General features: G+C 40.5%; 11 protein-coding genes. All 11 read left to right on the top strand.

Annotated elements, in window-relative coordinates; genetic code table 11:
- The first annotated feature begins 52 nt into the window (after nt 1–52).
- The 11 genes from I5J82_RS15305 (at nt 53) to I5J82_RS15255 (ending at nt 17,058) form a co-directional block, all read left to right on the top strand.
- Nucleotides 53–1,276, top strand: a complete 1,224-nt coding sequence (locus I5J82_RS15305) for a hypothetical protein (protein WP_198768579.1) — start codon at nt 53–55, stop codon at nt 1,274–1,276.
- Nucleotides 1,277–1,413: 137 nt separating this feature from the next.
- Nucleotides 1,414–2,688: an ABC transporter substrate-binding protein gene (locus I5J82_RS15300; RefSeq protein ID WP_198768578.1), complete on the top strand. Its 1,275-nt coding sequence runs from the start codon at nt 1,414–1,416 to the stop codon at nt 2,686–2,688.
- 145 nt (nt 2,689–2,833) lie between these two features.
- Nucleotides 2,834–3,724 (top strand): carbohydrate ABC transporter permease, encoded by an 891-nt coding sequence (locus tag I5J82_RS15295; protein ID WP_198769039.1) that lies wholly within the window; start codon nt 2,834–2,836, stop codon nt 3,722–3,724.
- 10 nt (nt 3,725–3,734) lie between these two features.
- The gene (locus tag I5J82_RS15290) at nt 3,735–4,538 is read left to right on the top strand and encodes a carbohydrate ABC transporter permease (protein WP_233096502.1); all 804 of its coding nucleotides are present in this window, start codon (nt 3,735–3,737) and stop codon (nt 4,536–4,538) included.
- A 21-nt stretch (nt 4,539–4,559) separates the two neighbouring features.
- Nucleotides 4,560–6,335 (top strand): hypothetical protein, encoded by a 1,776-nt coding sequence (locus I5J82_RS15285; protein WP_198768577.1) that lies wholly within the window; start codon nt 4,560–4,562, stop codon nt 6,333–6,335.
- The gene (locus I5J82_RS15280) at nt 6,323–7,339 is read left to right on the top strand and encodes an alpha/beta hydrolase family protein (RefSeq protein WP_198768576.1); all 1,017 of its coding nucleotides are present in this window, start codon (nt 6,323–6,325) and stop codon (nt 7,337–7,339) included. The genes I5J82_RS15285 and I5J82_RS15280 overlap by 13 nt, the downstream gene beginning before the upstream one ends.
- Before the next feature lie 18 nt (nt 7,340–7,357).
- A complete protein-coding gene (locus I5J82_RS15275) occupies nt 7,358–8,755 on the top strand; it encodes an extracellular solute-binding protein (protein WP_198768575.1) in 1,398 nt (465 codons plus the stop codon).
- A gap of 81 nt (nt 8,756–8,836) precedes the next feature.
- Nucleotides 8,837–11,446, top strand: a complete 2,610-nt coding sequence (locus I5J82_RS15270; protein WP_198768574.1) for a heparinase II/III domain-containing protein — start codon at nt 8,837–8,839, stop codon at nt 11,444–11,446.
- Between the two features lie 13 nt (nt 11,447–11,459).
- Complete coding sequence (locus tag I5J82_RS15265; RefSeq protein ID WP_198768573.1) at nt 11,460–14,093, top strand: Ig-like domain-containing protein; 2,634 nt, start codon at nt 11,460–11,462, stop codon at nt 14,091–14,093.
- Between the two features lie 13 nt (nt 14,094–14,106).
- On the top strand, nt 14,107–15,792 hold the full coding sequence (locus I5J82_RS15260) for a polysaccharide deacetylase family protein (RefSeq protein WP_198768572.1): 1,686 nt from the start codon (nt 14,107–14,109) through the stop codon (nt 15,790–15,792).
- 3 nt (nt 15,793–15,795) lie between these two features.
- Nucleotides 15,796–17,058, top strand: coding sequence for a DegT/DnrJ/EryC1/StrS family aminotransferase (locus I5J82_RS15255; RefSeq protein ID WP_332873664.1), 1,263 nt, complete (start codon nt 15,796–15,798; stop codon nt 17,056–17,058).
- The last annotated feature ends 47 nt before the right edge of the window (nt 17,059–17,105 follow it).

Genomic DNA, 17,105 nt, shown 5'->3' with positions numbered 1-17,105 from the left:
TGGAAAAGGAACGAACTCTACCAATATCATGTATGAAATTGGAGAGTTTGCTATGAATAACAATACAAAGATACCAATTGGACTGTTTGGCGATTCATACATGCTTGAGCAGATAAAATACATGCTTAAGCAATTCCCCTCTTTTCATCCTTATTATTTTAAATGTCATTCAGGCAATATTAAGAAAATCTGGGTAGCTGCAAGAGACGAGTTAGAAGCAGGATTGTTTTTCGACTATGATTCATTTTTAGAAATAAACTCTCTACCTAAACATATACCGCTTCATTTCTTACATCCATCCGTTTCAAGTCTTTATCGAACTCTATATATGAACAAAAGGATTTTACGTACAGTTGATTTAGTTTCTATAGATTCATTAAGTGAGCTGTCCGTAAAAAGACTTTTTAAAGAAATAGGGTTTTCAGGAGCTGTGAAAATTGTTTCTGTCTCTTTAAATCACAATGAGGTACTAAAGCAACACTACTCAAATATTAAAGAAGCTGAAGAGCCACTCGTGCTTACAGCAAGGAATAACGTCTACCATAGTATTGAATGTTTACAAAAAGATCTTATTTATCCAACCGATCAAGATATGATTGTTGCTCTTGAGCGTAGTCTACTTTCGACAGAATCACGTCGAAAAAAAGAACATCAGGCAGTTGTCGGCTATATTAAGATAACAAAAGGGAACCCGAAGTTAATAGAAGCTTTCTCTTCATTAGTAGAAGGTCATTTGATAGAGGTTACCTCGAGCGATTATATTCTCACGTCTAAAAGAGGAATATTTGAACGAGTGACACAAGGTTATAAATTTTTACCTTTAATCTCAGGTAATGAGGACGCTGCTATTCACATGGGGATTGGCTTTCATGCTTCAAACAAACAAGCTGGAATATATTCGAAGATAGCGTTGGAGCATGCATTAGCATTCAAGGAGAGTGCATGTTATGTGGTTAGAGAGGATCAGTCGGTTTTTGGGCCGATCGCCTTTGGTGCACCAGCGACATATCACACCATCGTCACCAATTCAGAAGCAATTAAAGAAGCGAAAGAAGTTGGGATGACAGCTGTTCATATGGATCGGCTAAAAGCGTTTCTTTCTAGAAAGGAAGCAAAGCATTTCACGGCACATGATTTTGCGAGCGTTTCTGAAATAACGTTAAGAAGTGCTCACCGCATTCTCTTAAAGTGGCAGGATGCTAATTTAGTAGTTATCGCAGGTCAGGAAAAAACAAGTTTTAAAGGAAGACCCAAAGTGATCTACAGCTTTAAATAATAGCTGAATAAATTTTCAGAATATATTGACTAAAGGAGTAGTATTTATTATTATGTATACAGGTCATATACATGTATTTAATAATCACTTCTCCATCTTGCTCAGTCAAAAACCATTAAAATTTAGGGGGAAAAGCGATGAAACGAAAGGTTATGCTTAGTTTGTTTTCAGTGCTATTATTGCTATCTGTATTTTTGGCTGGTTGCTCCGATAAAGAGTCAGCAGGTGGATCCTCAGATGAAAAGGTAACGATTAAAATTTGGACGCATCCCTTTATGGGAGGAGATGACATTGGTGGAGAAGAAAAGAAGTTTTGGGACAATGCCATTTCAGGCTTTGAAAAAGAAAATCCAAACATAAAAGTAGATCTGCAAGTATTGCCGTGGGCGAATCGTGAAGAAAAAATACTTACAGCTCTTGCCTCTAAGAATGGTCCAGATGCATTCTACTCTATACCAGATCAGCTTGCACAATATGTATCTATGAATATTATAGCTCCGATCAACGATCATGTAGACAAAAAGACATTAGAAGATTATAACGAGGCAGCACTAGATGTTGTAACGTATGATGGAAAAACATATGGGTTGCCAATGCTGAACAGTGTTATGACGTATTACTATAATCTAGATCTCATTAAAGCAGCTGGTGGAGATCCTAACAATCTGCCAGAGACGTGGGATGAGCTTGAAGCGTTAGGTCCTAAAGTGAAAGAGCAAGGTAAATTCCTGATCAATTTCTCAGGAGGAGGCACACCAAATATGAGCATCTATCCGTTTATCTGGCAGGCGGGTGGAGACGTTATTAACAAAAAAGGCGATATTATGGTAAACAGTCCAGAATCTGTGGAAGCCTATGAATATATCAACAACTTATTTAAAAAAGGATACTTGTCTAAAGATACAGCTACTGAAACAGACGGTGGTATGGCAAACTTTATGGCTGGTAAACTAGCCGTATTAATGTATCCGAATAACTTTGTACCTGCTAACCGTGATAAGGATCTAGGCTTTGAGTGGGGAGTAGGACCAATCTTAAAGAATAAGGAACAAGTAACGTATGGAACAACAGGAAGCTATGTGGTTCCAACATCAAGCAAGCATCAAAAAGAAGCTGCTAAGTTCGTTGAATACCTAACAAACACGGAGAATATGAGCGCGTTCTGTAAGATGGCGGGATATATTCCACCAAAAAAATCAGCAGCTAATATTTACGAAGGTGACGAGATGATGTCAAAGCTCGTTGAACAGGCAAAAGTAGCAAATCCAGGAGTGCTTCACCCTGTTGGAAGAAAAATTGGTCCGGATGTTCAATCTAGCTTCCAAAAAGTACTCTTAGGAGAATCTTCACCAAAAGAGTCTATTAAAGCGCTTGAAGAAAAGATTCAAACGACGATGGATCAAGAAGGATAAAGAGTCATTACATGGGTTGGCTTGGGACAGATAAACAGACGTTTTATCTGTCCCGTTTGCTAAACCTCTAGGAGGGAAAGCGTTGGCACAACCAGCAACTGATCTTAATAAACCCAATCGAAACCACCTGCAGAACAAGCCATCTATGTCCGCTCAATTTAAGAAATCATGGAAGAAGAACAAACTTGTATATATCGTTTTAATTCCCGTCTTTATCCATTTTGCAATCTTTCAAGGTCTGCCACTCATAGGAAGCCTTTTTTTAAGCTTTATGAACTGGCCGATCATAGGGGAACCAAAATTTATTGGTCTGGCGAATTGGAAAGCGGTTCTGCACGATGAGATGGCGTGGAAATCGCTATATAACACAACACTATTCACTCTGTATTATGTCGTGCCAACAATGGCGCTCGGACTCATATTAGCATCATTTCTTCATATGGGATTATGGGGCAATAAGATATTTAAAGGCATCTTCTTTTTGCCTGTTGTTACCTCGTTTGTCGTCATTGCAGGAATTTGGGCATGGCTGTTTAACGGTAACGATTATGGAGTGGTCAATTATGTACTCTCGTGGTTTGGATTTGAATCTGTAAGTTTCTTCTCAAGTAAAAAGATGGCCCTAATAACGTTAGCTTTTCTAAGCGTGTTTAAAGTGGCAGGAAGTACGATGATCTATTATCTAGCTGGATTGAATTCGATACCTCGTCATCTTTATGAATCGGCTTCGATCGATGGTGCAACAGGATGGAAGTCATTTTGGTTGATTACCTTTCCGTTGTTAAAACCAACACATTTTTATGTCGCTATCTTTACGACGATCGGTTCGTTTCAAGTCTTTGACTCTGCCTACCTACTAACAGGTGGTGGTCCTGATTACTCTACCACAACCATTGTTTACTACATGTACACGGTCGCATTTACATCACTTCGATTAGGTTACGCTAGCGTTCTTGCATACATTTTATTCATGATTATACTCGTGATCTCCTTGATACAAAGAAAGTACTTTGGTAAAGAAGTCAGCTATTACTAGGAGTGAGGTTTTGAAAAAAACAATTATCTATATTCTTGTATCTATAATAGCCATCTGTTTTTTTGCCCCTTTCGTAATCATGATTTCGGGCTCATTTAACGATCTTGACCTTTTTGTAGCAGATCCATTATTTTGGCTGCCAACAACGCCAACGATAGAAAATTACGCAAAGATCTTAATTAACGAATCCTTTCCAAGATGGTTTATGAACTCGGTCATCATTACGATCATTCCTGTAATAACGCAAGTGTTCTTTTGTACGCTGATCGGTTATATCTTTGCAAAAAAGGAGTTTAAAGGGAAAGAGTTAATCTTTTGGTCACTTCTCGCGATGGTGATGGTGCCACGTCAGCTGTTAATTATTCCAAACTATATTCTCTTTAATTATTTAAGCTGGATCGATACGTATCTCGTGTTCATCGTTCCTGAACTATGGACGATCATGGGTGTGTTTCTAATCAGACAATATCTACAATCTATTCCAAAAGAATTAGAAGAAGCGGCATGGATGGACGGAGCGACCGACCTACAGATCTTTTTCAAAGTTATCATGCCACTATCAAAGCCCGCTATGGCAACGATCGGAACCTTCGCTTTTATTGGAAACTGGAACGATCTTTTCTCTCCGTTGATCTTTACGACGTCTGAAGAGATGTATCCGTTGACAGTCGGGTTAGCCACGTTGCTTGATAAAACAGGAAACTTCGGACTTCAGATGGCAGGTGCTACTCTGTCCTTTATACCCACGTTTTTAGTATTTATCTTTTTCCAAAAGTACTTTACAGAAGGAATCTCATTGTCCGGATTAAAATAGACACTGAGGTAAGGTGATGGTATGACAGTCGTTAACACCGTTTCACTTGGTACGCCTGTAAATAGTTTAGAAAATCGAACAGCATCAATATGCATACGGAATGCTGTGCCATATTTAGTGATTGCTGCAAAAGGTCTACTCCTATCAGTAAATCTAAAAACGTATGGAGTATGTCAGTTAGATTATCCAATAGAGACAAACGGAGAATATCCATACGACTCTTGCAGCGATATGTCTGGGCTCTTTTACACATCAGCCGGAAAGCTGATCTTAGTCTATGATCCGGAAAAGAACTCCTGGTACGATGTACAGAAACACGCGATTAATAGTGAGGAGATAGCAGGGATCTGTATGACCGCATCAAACCGTGATAACAAAGTGTATTTCAGCTCATACCCCGGAACATATCTTTCTGAATATAATTCAGATACAAAGATGCTGTCTTTATTAGAGCAGCTCGACGAGAACGAGATGTACACGGGAACAATGGCGGTATGTAATAAAGGCTGGATCTATGCGGGAATTGGAACACATCGGAAAGACATCATAGCCTTTCATCGCGAAAAGAGTGAGAAGGTTTCTTTCCTTAAAGATGAGGAAAGAACATCTGGATATGGTTATGTATGCGAGACTGTAACTGGTGAAGTCTTTGGAAAAAAAGATAGGGATGATGAAGAAAATTGGTACTCTCTTATCGATGGAAGATGTAAATCTATTGATCAGCCTGTCGAATTAATACAGAGTGTACAAGGAGCAGGGTTTCATCGTATAAATCATTCAAATCGGTTTCAAGGTGAAATAACGTACAGCTTACCTGATCAAACGTGTACAATTAACGGTTCTGATATTCCGCTAAACTATCAGTCAAAAGGTGCTGATCTTTCACCGATAGCACAATGGAACGGCGCAATCATTGGCACATCCAATCATCCGCTCAGACTCTATACGTATCAAACTGATTATCGCGTTTATCCAAAAGAAATCGTTCAGTATGGTGGTGGAGGTAATATTTGCGCCTATACCGAATGGGGAGATTCTTTATATGGAGCAGCTTACGCTGGAGGTCATATTCATAAGATTTCCCAGCATGAAGAAGGACTAAAAGTGGATTATCTATCTTCCGTCCCAGAAATCTACCGCCCTCGAGCTGCTGTGACGATGAACGACAACTCTAAGCTCATATTCGGTGGATTCGGTGCTTATGGTGTCTTGGGTGGAGGTCTTGCTGTACTAGATCCAACAACCGAAGAGATGGATGTTTGGAATAACGAAGAGTTGGTAGTAGGTGAAAGCGTTGTTTCTCTAGCTTCCTATACGGAAGACCTAGTGGCTGCGGGAACGAGTATTGAGACCCCTGGTGGGGCAAAGCCGATATCACAAAATGCTCATCTCCTGGTTCTGGATATAAAGAAGAAAAAGAAGGTGGAAGTTCACTCATTTGAACGAGTACGAGAGATTAAGCAGCTAGCGATCGATAAAAAAGGGATGCTGCATCTTGTCACGGGATGTTCGCTCTATATCGTCTGGGACTTAAATAAAAAAGAAGAGATCTCTCGTACAGATTTAAAATCCTATGGTGTAATTGTAAGAGAAGGAATGGTCCAACAAGGTGATATCTTATACTTCATTTTTTCAAAAGCGCTTTTAAAGGTTAAGAATGAACAGATTGGAGTTCTGCAGCATCTGCAGCTTGAAGCCACAATGGGCGGAGCCATAATAAAGAATCAGCTTTATTATACAAGCAGAGCGGAACTTCATGCATTGCTTTTAGAAGAGGAAGTTCCATGTATAGATTGAGTGATCTAAATCAGAGTCCGCTTCCTAAGTTGATAGAGCATCATTTCACAAAGAAAGACTGGGAAGAGAAAAGGTCAAAGATCAAACAAATCTGGACTTCTTATTTAGGTAGATTGACTATTCCTAGTGGCAAAATAGGTTATGAAACAATAAAGATCTCGGAAAAACAAGGTTATATCGAACAATTACTGAGGTATCACACGATAGACGGTGATGCTGTTACAGCTCTCTTGTTGTTACCTCAAAATGGTGTTCAAACGGCACCGGCAGTTCTCGCGCTACACTCTACAGACGAAAAAGGAAAAAATGATATCGCCACAGAATATGGTAGAGAAAATCGTCAGTATGCACTTGAACTAGTAAAGCGAGGGTTTATCGTCCTTGCACCAGACACGATCACCGCAGGAGAGCGGCTGGAAAAAGGAGCAAGGCCGTACCACACAAAATCTTTTTACGAGAAGAACCCCGACCGAACCGCGGTTGGTAAAATGGTGTCTGATCATATGCATGGTATCAGCTTACTTCAACAGTTGAGTCGGAATCAGTCAAAAAGAGTAGGCGTAATTGGGCACTCGTTAGGTGGTTATAACGCTTGTTTTCTTGCAGGGTTGGATGACCGAATAAGCTGTGTGGTTTCCAGCTGTGGGTTTGCAACCTTTAAAGCAGACTTAGAAATTCACCGCTGGGGTCAAAGGGAATGGTTTTCTCACATCCCAAGACTTAGTGAGGATATAAATAAAGGGTTTGTACCGTTTGAGTTTCATGAGATTGCTTCATTAGTAGCACCGATTCCATTTTTTAATTGGATGTCGTTTAACGATCCTATCTTTCCGCATTATGAACCTGCGATGGAAGGGATGAAGCAGATTAACGATCTTTACGAATGGTTAGGTGCAAGTGATCAATTTATTCATCTATGCGGGAATGGTGGGCACGATTTTCCTGCTTCTATAAGAAGGCTGGCGTATGAATTTTTGGAAAAACATCTTAACGCCAATAATTAATGTCTGGAGAGAATCATATTGCTAAGAAAAAAAGATGATTTCCAAGAAAAATTTCAACACTTTTTAAGAAAGCTACGTAATGAAATTTTAAGTGGAAAGATTAAGCGTGGGGAGTTTATTCTGCCAGAGAACACGTTGTCTCAACAGTTTGAACTGAGCAGAGTGTCCATTCGCAAAGGATTGGCTGAGCTTGTTGAGGAAGGATTGATCGAGAAGATTCCGGGTAAGGGGAATCGTGTTGTTTTTCAAGAGAATCAGAACAAACAAAGCATTAAGTTAGCTTGGTTCTCCACATCCTATGAGATCGACGTTGTAAAAAAGATCATTAAGATGTTTGAACAAAAAAATCCTTTTGTGAAGGTAGAATTAGAGATCTATCCAAACGATAGTTACGCTAAAACCATTCTTTCAGCTATAAAAACAGGGAACGGACCGGATGTTTTTATTCTATCAGATCACCACTTTCGTGACGTTACAGAACTGAATGGTACACGTTACCTTGAAGAACACACACCTAAAAACTTTAAGACATACTCGGCAGTCTCGAGAATGTTTACACATCAAAATAAACAAAAAGCTGTACCTTTTGTGTTTTCTCCTGTTGTGATCTGTTATAACAAAGACCTTATAAAAAAATCTGAATCGAACATCAAGTCTTGGAATCAGCTGCTGCAAGTATCTAAAGACAGCACGGTTGTTAATAACGACAGCATTGTAGAAACATTTGGATTTTGTTTTTCTTCTGCCCCTAACAGATGGCCGGTATTCTTGTTGCAGAACGGAGGCGGATTTAGAAAAGATGGAGAATCCATCATGAACCAAAAAGCCAATAAAGAAGCTCTTCAATATTGTGTGGACCTCATGTATAAGCATAAAGTTTCTCCTGTTTTCACGCACGGAAGCAATCAGCTGGCGGAAGATCTTTTCATGAAAAAACGTGCGGCAATGATTCTAACGACGTATTACTTTATGAATGAGTTTAAGGATTGTGGATTTGACTGGGATGTCATGCAGCTTCCTAAGCAAAAGGAGCCCGCAACACTGCTGTTGGGCGGAGGATTAGGCATTAACTCAGATAGTGCCTATAAAGAAGTAGCAAGATCATTGGTTGATTTTATGGTAAGTGATGAAGCGCAGATGGTGATTAAGCAGAATATGTGCACCATTCCTGCTTCGTGTAGAATTGCTGCCAATGAGGATATCATGAACAAAGACAATCACCCCGAAAATTATCATGTGTTCTTGAAGTCGATGGAACATGCGGTACCCGTTAAAGATTTTGGACTTACTCAGGATGAGATCATCAGCATTCAATACGAACTCCATCTGCTATGGGCAAATATGGAAAGAGTAGATGATGTTTGCGAAAGAGTGCAAGATCTTTTAGAGAATAAGTCCGTGATGAACGTGAAATAAGGCAATGTTACCCCCTTCATTGCCTTTTTCTATACCTTTTCGTATACAAGTAAAATACACGTCTACAAGGAGGTGTGTAACATGATCAATCAACTTACAAGTCCGCGTTTATTCTTTACTGAAGCTGACCTGAACATGATTCGTGATCGTGTAGATAACACCAAACCTCATGCAGCCAACAGCCATTATAAGCAGATTGGAGATCATTTGATCCAAAGAGCGAATCTCTATAAAAACGAACAAAAAATAACGATTACATACCCGAATGCGCCTTCAATCATCACGATGAATCACCCACTGCAGATCAAGGACATCTTAAACCTGATGAATCCTCCTGGATACAAGGAGTATCCGTTTTGGACCCAAGTCTCACTTCAAATTAAATCTAGATTAGAAACATTAACAAAAGCATTCTGTCTTACCAATAGAAAATCCTACAAAGACAAAGCAAAAGAATTACTTATAGCACTTTGTAAGTTCACAAGGTGGTATGAGTTTCCTGATAAAGGTGCTCTGTGGAGTTTGAGTCTTCCTATATTCACGATGGCGGTGTCCTATTCTTATGATCTTCTTTATTCAGAGCTAACTCCAGATGAGGTGGAAATTGTAGAAGAGGCACTGATCGAAAAGGGATTACAACCATTAAAACAGCTTTTTGGGGCTGTAGATCAACACAATATTTTTGTTGCAGGAATGTCTGCTATGATGATCGCTTCCTTGACGCTTCATGGCCGTCGAGAAGAGACCGAAGTATTCCAAAAAGAATCCAGTCGTTACTTAGCCTATTACTTAGAGAGCAAGCTTGATCGCAAAGAATCAGAAGGGCTGCACTATGATACGGTTGCTCTTCAACACATCGTTTCTGCATTATACGCAAATTATCGAATAACTGGGGCTTCACTCATACAGCATCCCTATTTGACTCAAGAAATTTTAAATCAGATTATCTATTTTCAAGGGTGTGGAAACCGTGCTACTTTTGCCAATTTTTCTGATTCCTATCACAACCTAGATCTAACAAGTCTGCTGATTTTTTTATCTGAGACGTGTGATGATCCGATACTGCACGACTATGTACAGAGTTACGGCTCTTGGTCGGAAGATTTGCTTTTTCATTATAAAAAACAAGATTCATTAACGGTGTCACCAGATGAAGTGCTCGATTTTCCAACCTCAAAAGTCTTTCAATCCATTGGTTGGGCTTCTATTCGTTCGGGATGGAAAGAAAATACGCATATGCTCGGGTTCACATCGAGTCCGTCTGAACGTGACCACAACCACTTCGATCAAAATAACTTGAGTATAAATGTATCAGGTGAATGGTTGATAACTAACCCAGGTTATCAAGATTACGTACCAGGACCCAGACGTGACTTTACATTAGGGACTGTTGGACATAATGCGATGCTTGTTAATGGAAAAGGCCAGATTAAGCGAGGTCAGAGTTCAATTACGGAAGCTTTCATTTCGCCCTTCTACCAATATGTAAAAGGTACAGCCATAGACGTATATGAAAAGCATCTCGTATGGAACCGGAAAATCTTTCACATCGATCAAAGTCAATACATTGTGATTGATGACGTTGATAGTGGCGAGATTCTTGATCTAAGCTTTCTTTTTCATTCGCTAGGACATTGGACGGACCAAAAGAAGAATTCTTACAGAGTCTATGGTGATCACCATGGTCTGGATCTGCAGATATTACATCCTCAATCAGCTTCTGCTGAGTTAAAAACGTATCCAGGCGCAGAGGCGTACGGAAAATACACAGACATAACAGTGAAGAGTAATGAAGGACCAACTATCACTTGGATAAGACCGTTATATGGAACGGTAGAGGAACCGACTCACTCCTTTATTCATCTACCTGTTAGCTGTCAAACAGCGCGGCTGTTAGAAAGAAAAACAGCAGATTTCCCATACGCTTATTTTCATTCTGAAAAAATAAACGAGAGGATTGAATTTACTTTTTCTTGTGAAGAAGAAGGAGCCTATTTCGTTTATTACAGACCTTATATGAGTGCAAAGCAAGGAAAGTATGAAGTCATCGTGAACGGAAGAACAGCTGCGACCATTGACGGTTATCATGAGTTTGACGTACAAGGATCTATTCATGACCTCGGTCGCCTTTATTTGAAAAAAGGAAACAACAGCATCCTGTTTATAGTGATCGAAAAAAATGAGGCATCCAGTAATTATCACATGGCTGTTTCAGAACTTTTTATTAAAAAAGAACCCATCCATGTTGTGGATTCATTTCAAAACCATTCCCCTCAACCAAAAGTAGTTAGAACAGACGAATACGTGAGTTTGAAGTGGCAAGAAATACTACAGTCTCATTTCTTTTTTGCAAATCTATCAAATTGCTTATTAACAAGCAGCAGCGGAAGCGTAACAGATGCTCAATATCTATATGAAGATCCTATACGTTGGAGCTGTACGAACGGTAGCTATCTAATTCATAGAGAGTTTTGGCTGTTGTCCCAAGAGCAATGTTGCTTTTCGGTAGAGAAGAAGAATAGCAGTGTTACGGTTTGGATAACTTCTACTGCACAACAAGAACTTCATATCGTTGTTCACGGTGTCGTTCAATCAGTGACGGTTAATGAGAGTTTAATAGAGCATACCATGTCCTCAGAACTTAGCCTTGTGATTGATAAAGGAGAACACAAAATTCAGGTAAATCTATAGGAGGATGAAAACGATGTATTGGAAAAACCGACCTATGATCACTTTGATTGCTTTTGTACTGTTTCTATCAACACTTGCGACAACTATGCCTTTATCTGTATGGGGAGAAGAAACCACTGCAAAACATAAGAATAACTCAAAATATGAGATGAATGTTGAGTTTCCTGAAGTGGTAGATGTAGGGAGCTATCTCCAAGGGACATTAAGCCTAAAAACAACAAAGAAAAGTAAAAGCTATAAAAATGCAAAGCTAGTATTTGAAAAAGTATCAGGTCCAGGAGATATTTTGTTTCGTTATGAACGCCAAGAAGGTAAACCAGAATCCGTTCTAAATTCTGGAACAGTAGAACACTTAAACCTTCCGAAACAATTTGAGTACCAAAAGACAGGAACATTAAAGTTCTCCCAATCTGGTCAATATGTCCTTCGCTTTCAACTGGTTAGTGAAAAAGGGAAGTTGATTGCGGAAACGACCAAGAGTGTAAAAGCAGAGTCAAAAATAGAAGACCTTGGCACACAGATTTCCAACCTGACAGTCATGGAAGGATCGTTTGTTACAACACAGAATGGCGAGCATCTGATCTATACCGTAGTGGTTGGAGAGCCCGCAAAACTGCAGGTGTTAAATGCAGAGACAAAAGAATCATTAGAAGTGTATGACCTTCCAGGTGCTGCTGGTGCATGGGCAGTCACCGTGGCAGATAACGGAAAAGTATACGTTGGATCTTATTCGCAAGGCCATTTATATGAATATGATCCGGTGAAGAAAACCGTAGTAGATCTTGGTCAACCCGTTCCAGGTGAGACCGTGATCTGGGATCTGAAGCCTGGTAAGGATGGAAAGATCTATGGCGGGACGTATCCTCGCGCAAAAGCCTTTCAATATGACCCAGCGACAGGCTTTACCGATTACGGAACGATGGCAGCGGGTGAAGAATATGTAAGAAGCGTTGAATACAACGCGGATACAAACACACTGTATGCAGGTGTTGGTTCACATGCACATTTAATAAAATACAACCTGACAACAGGTGAGAAAGTAGATATTCTACCCGCAGAGTATGCTTCTTCAAAATCAGTGTATGACATGGATATTGAAGGTGGAAAGCTCTTTGCGCGTGTGGAGAACGGAACATATCCTATGCTTGTCATAGACCTTGAAACAGAAGAAGTAGAAAGCTCGTTTAGTGCCCACTCTAGAGGAGTTTCACCGCTTGCTCCAGATGGTGAGACCATCTATTACACGTACGGCGGGAAGTTATTGACCTACAATATTCAAAGTAAAGAAACGGCAGATACAGGCATCAACCTAGGTGAGAACATCGTTGGATTTGGAATCATGGCTTATGACGATCCAGAGTTTCCAGGTTACACGCTCTCTGCTCTTGCTGGAAACTACAACGGCACGTATATCAAATACAATCTTGAAACAAAAAAACTGCAGGTCACAACACTGCCTTTGCTGCGTCAACCGACCGAAATCAAGTCTATTTTTACGGGGCCAGAAGGAAGCATCTATAGCTCTGGTTTCTTATCGGGCGGAATTGCTATCTTTGATCCGCTATCAAACACAAAAGCACAGTTTTCGGGAGTTGGTCAGTCAGAAGGAATAACATCGATCGGAAACAAAATCTATTACGGTGTTTACCCTGGTGCGAAAATTTATGAACATGATACTACAAAACCTTGGAAAAAGAACGTGAATCCGTTATTGCTATTTGATCTGAAAGCAACTGAGCAAGATCGTCCATACGCGATGCTTGGTGTGGAACAAGAAGGCAAATTGTTTATCGGGACAATTCCTGACTATGGAAAACTTGGAGGAGCACTTACCGTTTATGACACCACTACAAAATCAGTAGAAACGTTTAGAAACATTGTACAGAATCAATCTGTGATCTCATTAGCGTACAGGGACGGTGTCGTTTACGGTGGAACGACGATTCGTGGCGGCTTAGGCCAAGAGCCATCTGAGAAGGAAGCAAAATTATTTTTATATGATGTCGCATCAAAACAAAAAACATTAGAATTTGTTCCTGTTTCTGGAGCACAGTCTATTACGGCGTTAAAAGAAGGACCTGACGGAAACATTTGGGGCTTTGCAGATGGGAACCTGTTTATTTTGGATACAGAAACAAATGAAGTCATTTATTCAGAAGAAAAGTTTGAGATAAACGGAGCTAGATGGGGGGATGCCCAGATGGTCTGGTCTGAAAAAGATCAGAAGATGTACGCAACGATTGACGGACATTTCTTCTTTATCGATTCTGACACAAAAGAGATTACAGAACTTCATTCAGGAGAGATCGGCGGACTTGCACAAGATCATCTTGGTAATTTTTATATGAAGGAAAAGAGTCACCTGATTCGTTACACCGTTAATGATCCAACGGTTTCAGTAACACATGTCAAGCTTTCAGAAGAAGAGGTTACCTTAAAGGTAGCAGAGTCCATTAAACTGAGCGCGCTCGTTTATCCGGAAATAGCAACGAATAAAAAAGTGTCGTGGACCTCAGACAACAGCAACGTTGCATCAGTTGATGCTGCAGGTAACGTTTTAGCTCTAAACCCAGGTACAGCCAACATCACAGTGACAACAGAAGATGGACAGTTTACAAGCATTTGTAAAATTACAGTTACAGAATAGAGGAGAAATGGACATGAGGATAGCAAGAGTAGGTGTTTTGCTAGAGACTGAAGCTGCACAGATGCTTTGGGATCGTGGAGAAAATGTGTTTCAAAGATATGTCGGAGAAATTTTAGACCATATTGGTGCACCTTTTGAATGGGTTTATACAGCTGATGAAAATCAATTATTAAAATACGATTGCGTTATTGTTGCTGCTTGTGATGAGGCAGGCGATAAGATTAAAGGTTTAAAGGCATTCATGAAGAACGGAGGTACGCTTGTGTCTTTTAGCGGGCTTAACTTTCTTGCTCATGAATTTGGCATGACTACAGATGCTCTCATTGAAAAAGGCTACGCACACGTTGAAGGTGAGGGGACAACTGAGGTTCCCCTCCGGTTCTTCAACAGCGTCCCTTGGATTGGGGAACGAGCTGTAGTGACGAGCGGTAAGGTTACAGCAGGTAATGAAAGCTCTCCACTCTATCAGTCGTTTTCTTATGAAAAAGGAAAACTGTGCAGATGGGCAGTTGATATTCCGTATACGATCGTCACCCTTCAGCAAGGAGGAAACCCCGTAACGAAGGATGGTGTTCCAGCACTAGACGGTACGGCCAACTTAGACGAAGGGATATTAAAAGCGGATGATGAATTTGCGTTAGATTGGGAACTAGATCGTGTTAAATCGCCAACGGGAATATCCTATTTTCCCCACCCTTATGCAGATCTATGGAAAGAGGTATTCTTTTCACAACTTGTTAAAGAACTTTTGCATGAAGGCTCCACTCTACCCTTTAAAGGGTATTGGCCAGAGCATATTGACCAGGTGGCGATGATCTCATTTGACAGTGACACGAATAATGATCAATCGGCATATACGACACTGGATCTTGTGAAACAGACAGATGTGCGTGCAACGTGGTGCATCATTGAACCTGGTTACTCACCGGAAATATATCCAGAGCTGATGGATGCTGGTCAAGAGATTGCTCTTCATTACAATGCCCTTGAAAAAGAGAATGGAGTTTGGTCAGAAGAAGAATTTAAGCGTCAGGCAGACTGGCTAAAAAAAGCGACTGGAAAAACAACCGTGATATCCAATAAAAATCACTATACTCGGTTTGAAGGCTGGGGAGAATTTTTTAAATGGTGTGAGGAGAATGGTATTCAAAGTGATGAAAGCCGTGGACCTAGCAAAAAAGGAAACATCGGTATGCTGTTCGGTACATGTCATCCTTATTTTCCGATTTCCTGGCATGATGAAGAAAATCGGAACTATGATGTGCTGGAGATCGGATTTTTAACGCAAGACCTTAATCATCATAGCTTAGCGGATACGTCGGTGATCAAACCCTTCTTAGCTGCAGTGAAACAGGTGAACGGTGTGGGACATTTCCTTTTTCATCAGATTCATCTCTACACACAACCAGCTGTACGAGAAGCGTTTGTCGAGTTAATCGAGACGGCCCGAAGTGAAGGTTTTACATTTTGGACGGGATGCGAGATTAACGGTTGGGAGCGGGAAAGACGTACTGTTAAAATCACAGGTCTATCAAACACACTGACACCTATTATAGAAGGTCCCAAACCGTCACAAGATCTTGTGTACTATATTCCCGTTCAAGATGGTTCAGCGATTAACGGCACGTATAAGTTTGGTCTTCAATGCGTCAAAACAACGAACGTGGTTCCAAGAAATGAAGCTTTGATGGAGGGGTGAAGGATGATGCCTGAACTCGCTATAAACGGTGGAAGGAAGACGAAGACAACACCATTTGGAACGGGCAAACGATTTGGAATAGACGAAGCCCTTCAAGTGATGGAAGCTCTCGAACAAAATACGCTGTTTTATCACTTTGGAAACAAAGTGAAGACGTTTCTTCATACCTTTAATGAAATATATGGCGTTTCGTATAGTGTAGCGACATCCTCAGGCACAGCTGCGATCCATGTGGCTCTTGGTGCAGCAGGGGTGACAGAAGGAGACGAAGTAATTACAAGTCCAATTACAGATCAAGGGACGATAATCGGGGTGCTGTATCAAAACGCAGTACCCGTATTTGCTGATGTGTGTCCAACCAGTTATAACATGACAGCACAGACGATCGAGAAGAAGATTTCGGCTCGAACAAAAGCGATCATTGTTGTTCACTTGGCTGGGAATCCGTGCGAGATGGATGAAATTATGGAGCTTGCCAAAAAACATAACCTCAAAGTGATCGAGGACTGTGCTCAAAGCTACCTCGCTACTTATAATGGAAGACTAACAGGCACACTAGGTGATTATGGCTGTTTTAGCACCAACGATTTCAAGCACATCTCAACAGGCGATGGTGGCATCGTTACAGTGAATTCTGGTGATGAAGACGACTACAAAAAAACACATGCGTTTGCAGATAAAAACTATCAGAGACTTGGAACAGATGTAGATAAAGATATCTCATTTCTAGCGCCAAACTATCGAATGACAGAGCTTCAAGGAGCGGTTGGAATTGCTCAACTGAAGAAACTGCATTGGATCTGCGAACAGAGAAACGTGTATGGCATGAAACTTCAAGCAAGATTAGAAGGCATAAAAGGTATTCTTCCAGCGCGTATTCCGAATGACAGCTACAGCACGTTTTGGTTCTACATGTTCAGAGTGGATGAAGAAGCGCTAGGCTGTACACGGGATGAGTTTTCAGAAGCTCTAGAGGCAGAAGGAATACCGAATGGCGCAGGTTATATTCCGAAAGTGATCTATCAGCTTACGATGTTTCAAGAAAAACAAGCCTATCCAGGCACACACACACCGTTTCAATATACGAGTGAGAACTATGAAGAAGGAGATTGTCCGAACGCAGAACTCGTGTTGAAAACAGCGGTTCGCTTAAATGTGAATGAATTTTATACGGAAAAGGATTTAGAAGAGACGTGCCTCGCCATCGAAAAAGTAGCGGCTTATTTTATGAACAGAAAAAGAAGTGTGAACATAGGAAGAAGTTAGTCGTGTACGGTACGTGTTTTTTATTTTGTTACACGTACGCACATGTA

Origin of the sequence: Fictibacillus halophilus (assembly GCF_016401385.1) — a bacterium.
GTDB classification, from domain to species: Bacteria; Bacillota; Bacilli; order Bacillales; family Fictibacillaceae; genus Fictibacillus; species Fictibacillus halophilus.
This window is presented reverse-complemented; position numbering and strand designations above follow the sequence as displayed.